General features: G+C 31.9%; 7 protein-coding genes. 2 read left to right on the top strand and 5 right to left on the bottom strand.

What is annotated here, in order from left to right:
* Nucleotides 1-257: 257 nt before the first annotated feature.
* The 5 genes from ACH0BF_RS24985 to ACH0BF_RS24965 all read right to left on the bottom strand — a co-directional run bounded on the left by ACH0BF_RS24985 (nucleotide 258) and on the right by ACH0BF_RS24965 (nucleotide 2,137).
* Nucleotides 258-614, bottom strand: a complete 357-nt coding sequence (locus ACH0BF_RS24985) for a hypothetical protein (protein WP_406910520.1) — start codon at nucleotides 612-614, stop codon at nucleotides 258-260.
* The gene (locus tag ACH0BF_RS24980) at nucleotides 611-859 is read right to left on the bottom strand and encodes a hypothetical protein (RefSeq protein WP_406910519.1); all 249 of its coding nucleotides are present in this window, start codon (nucleotides 857-859) and stop codon (nucleotides 611-613) included. The genes ACH0BF_RS24985 and ACH0BF_RS24980 overlap by 4 nt, the downstream gene beginning before the upstream one ends.
* 96 nt (nucleotides 860-955) lie before the next feature.
* Complete coding sequence (locus tag ACH0BF_RS24975) at nucleotides 956-1,180, bottom strand: hypothetical protein (protein WP_406910518.1); 225 nt, start codon at nucleotides 1,178-1,180, stop codon at nucleotides 956-958.
* Nucleotides 1,181-1,389: 209 nt separating this feature from the next.
* Nucleotides 1,390-1,635: a hypothetical protein gene (locus ACH0BF_RS24970; RefSeq protein WP_406910517.1), complete on the bottom strand. Its 246-nt coding sequence runs from the start codon at nucleotides 1,633-1,635 to the stop codon at nucleotides 1,390-1,392.
* Nucleotides 1,636-1,771: 136 nt separating this feature from the next.
* A complete protein-coding gene (locus ACH0BF_RS24965; protein WP_406910516.1) occupies nucleotides 1,772-2,137 on the bottom strand; it encodes a DUF4181 domain-containing protein in 366 nt (121 codons plus the stop codon).
* Nucleotides 2,138-2,313: 176 nt separating this feature from the next.
* On the opposite strand from ACH0BF_RS24965, the gene ACH0BF_RS24960 reads away from it, so the two are divergent.
* On the top strand, nucleotides 2,314-2,643 hold the full coding sequence (locus ACH0BF_RS24960) for an amidase domain-containing protein (protein WP_406910515.1): 330 nt from the start codon (nucleotides 2,314-2,316) through the stop codon (nucleotides 2,641-2,643).
* Between the two features lie 71 nt (nucleotides 2,644-2,714).
* Nucleotides 2,715-3,131: a hypothetical protein gene (locus ACH0BF_RS24955; RefSeq protein ID WP_406910514.1), complete on the top strand. Its 417-nt coding sequence runs from the start codon at nucleotides 2,715-2,717 to the stop codon at nucleotides 3,129-3,131.
* Nucleotides 3,132-3,582 lie beyond the last annotated feature (451 nt).

Raw genomic sequence — 3,582 nt, 5'->3', positions numbered from 1 at the left:
ATATAATTAGAAATTGTTTCATCCATCTCTTTGGTAATATGTTTATCTCCGTTTCTAAGTGTTGTTTCATTGCAACCCGCCAATAACAGTGCCGCAGATAATAAAAATAAAAGATTAAGTTTTAATGTATTTAGCAAAGGATTTAGCTCCTCTATTCAAACTAAACAACCTAGTAATAAACTACCTTTAGATAATGAACTTGCTTTATCTATATAATCCTCGATACAGGAAGTTCTTCTAAATATTTTAAGCGCCCTTTAAATAAATTTAACTAGATGGGGATTTAATGCTACACAATGAGGCATCCAACAGTCTGACATCTCAGTCCCAATTTCATGATTATTAAAACATGTCCTATTCATTCCATCTAAACCGTCGCGACCGCAACATCCGTTTAATCTACTGACATCAGAGTGATATTTTGAATTGATTAAATCCTTGATGTTAACCATAATGGATCCTTTTAACCTTAGATAGAATTCTTGATTGTCAATAATGAAAAAGCCTTTAGGGATATAATCTTGGCCATCCTTCTTATTAAGACGACTTAAATCCTTAAGTTCTATTAATTCATTAGAAATCACTGTATCGCAGGTTTGGCAAGCCAATCTCATAGCATGGTACTCCCTTTTTTGTTTCTTCTAAATAACTTTATCAAAAAAGCAATCCCAATCACTGCGAAGGTAATTTTTATGGAGTCTTGCAAAATCATAAAGAAATAATCTGGATAGGGTATTTCCCAAGTTGAGGTCATTCCATCAGCATCTTCTGATGTATCTGTTCTATCCATTATTATCAACAGTGCAGAAAAAGAAATGATAAATGAATATATGGCAGTTTTCACTAAAGTTCTTTCCACAACAATCGCCCCCTACTAACCATGTCTTATCTAGAATTCTTGTTCAACTCACCTTCCATATTAATTAAAAAAGAGCTTCTAATTGAAAGTCCTCTGTTATTTCATCATCTCATTATAGACATACAAACTATATAATGCTGGAATCAATAAACTCAAAGCAAGGCAAAAAACCGCTGCTAATTTAGACTGTTTTATAAGGCGCTCATCACCTAATTTTAAGTGTTGAAAGAAAGTAAGGCTGAAATAAAAGCATAATAGAATCAGTAAAGTAGAAATTATGCTTAACCAATTTCCTGTTCCCATTAAAGTTTCATCCTCCATCCAAACACCCCATCTCATATTAAACCATTTTTGGTTAATTATAGCAAAAGCGAGATAAAAAAAGAGAACGAAAAGAATAGACACTAATTTATGAATAATCTATACACATTTAGTTCACATAACACCACAAATATCGGTACTAAAAAGATCTCGGCTGAAAGATTCTTTTTGCTGCTTGTTCAATTAAAGTGCCCTTCGTTGAAGTCTTTCTAAGATCTCGTATATTTGTAATAAAGATTTACTAAAGAAAAGTACACTAAAGCAGAGCCAAAAATAAAAAAGAGAAACTCCTTTACCTTGTTCTCCTTCATCATTAAATCCTCATTGTAAAAAAGCTGCATGTTTTCATTTATAGAAATAGGAACTGTGAAAATTGATATTATTAATGCAATAACAGAAAAAACCCCATATATATTCAATACTCTTCTTGTGGTTATTTCCTTTTTTGCTACCAAGCTTCTAACCCCCTTAATTCACATAGCATCATTTATCGGCATTAAAAAAGATATTCCAGTCGAAGGTCTTTTTAACTTTTGTCCTTTTTAGTTAAATAACAGATTGTTACTTATTTACTTGTTCAGCAGACTAGTTTCAACCCATTAACTGAATAAAATGCTCCATATTTGAAATAATTATTACAGCTATTATCAAAAAGATAAGCGTAGAAACATACTGTTTTGAATTCTTCAGATACTTCCACTCTAAGAGAGCTTGAAATCCTAATAATATAAAAAAGTAAGAGGTCCAGAACCATTTAATGATATGTATGTCCTTTATAACAACAAACCATAAAGCACATAAAAAAGAACATAAAATAATGATCTTGCCCCATCGGTCAATGTTTTTAGCAGGAGTTTCTGATATCCTTTTCTTTTCTACACCAAGTAATTTATTTATTGTTTTTTCTAACGTAATAACCAAAATCGCCAGAAGGATGATAAACATTAAGAACTTCAAACAATCTCCCCTTTTTTATGTTTATCTTACCATTTTACTTCCATTATTATTTGATTATCCCAATCATTTAGATAACCTTTGAAAAAAGATGAATACCTCATGCATTATAGTTCACATAACCTACTACATTTATTTCTTAAATACGGAAATTGTTAGATTTTCAGTAGGCATATCTGATGAAAAAAGTTTTTACAAAACCCTTATTAGTCGTTCCAAGTACTTTACTTGTTATAGATCTACTTTTTGTTATAACTATCCCATTCATTTGGTTAAAGATAAATGTTAGTGACTTCTATACATTTTGGAGCAAGACACAGCCCACTAAAGCCAGTAAAAACAAACAAGACCTGATTAATTATACAGAACCAGACGATGTTATCCAGTTTAAAAAAGACCAGGCGACGCGTTATTCTCACACAATGTTTGTGTATTCTAAGGGAGATGGTACACTCTATTTATCTGGACATACAGACAATTATTTAACCCCCATAATTTTAAAAAGATAAGTCCAAACTGGGTAAGCTATCGTGTAATTAAGTTCTGATTAAGCTAATTGCTGAATGAAGGTGGGGGTTAATTGAAAAAAAAGAATTATTTAATACTAATAGGACTTATCCTTGTTATTTTAGCAGGTGTTTATGGATACTACTCTAGTGTGTCACTATCAGGTGTCTCTGAAAATAATATGTGGAAAGCTACCTATAAAAAAAACCTAGATGCGAGTGAGCCTACAGGCTGGGTTGGTGAGTTGAAACAAAAAAACGACCGCAAAGTTAATGTAAAATCAATTGTCTTTACTGATGATGAAAAAGTGCTTGCTAAGAAAGAAAAATTTGCTGAGGGAAAAGCCGAAGATGGCTCTGTGACTACATTACATCCTTTTTCAGCAGAATTTTATTTGGGAGATGCTCCTAATAAAAAGCATACTTATAAGGTATCAGTTACTTGGGAGGAGAACAAAGAATCCCACATAGACACCTTTGAAGTTAATTAAGTAACGGAGCAGGAACGAACATTGTCCTGCTCTGTTTTATCATATAGAAATTGAGTTTATTTATCACCCTAAAAGTAGGATTTTTAATCTTCATGATACATGAAATTCATCAAATTTAAGTTTACAAAATCACTTGTCTACTTACCCTTCCACACCAGCATCTCCAACAACTTATATACTTTCTATCTCTCTTCTCCTGCTAGCACTCACTACTTAATATAAAAGCAAAGAATCAGTAAATTAAACGGAAGTATGATCAAGATATCTGGTTTGATATTTGATTGCACATTTAATTTACTCTTTTTTAGTCTATTGATCGTTCTTTAATAACGATTTTATTCCCTTTAAACCTTTGTTTTTTAAGCATTTATAAAAGTGGATTGTCAACACTAAATCAGACAGCCTTTTTAAGGGACGATCGTTTGTATTCAATCGGGCTTACATAGCCTAG

Origin of the sequence: Pseudobacillus sp. 179-B 2D1 NHS, from assembly GCF_045370945.1 — a bacterium.
Classification (GTDB): domain Bacteria; phylum Bacillota; class Bacilli; order Bacillales; family Domibacillaceae; genus Pseudobacillus.
The sequence above is the reverse complement of the archived record's forward strand: the minus strand, read 5'-3'. Positions and strand labels throughout refer to the sequence as shown.

Bases quoted from the DNA above. Each gene is read 5' to 3' on its own strand.
- ACH0BF_RS24985 (WP_406910520.1), bottom strand. From the start codon at position 614: ATGAGATTGGCTTGCCAAACCTGCGATACAGTGATTTCTAATGAATTA.
- ACH0BF_RS24975 (WP_406910518.1), bottom strand. From the start codon at position 1,180: ATGGAGGATGAAACTTTAATGGGAACAGGAAATTGGTTAAGCATAATT.
- ACH0BF_RS24960 (WP_406910515.1), top strand. From the start codon at position 2,314: ATGAAAAAAGTTTTTACAAAACCCTTATTAGTCGTTCCAAGTACTTTA.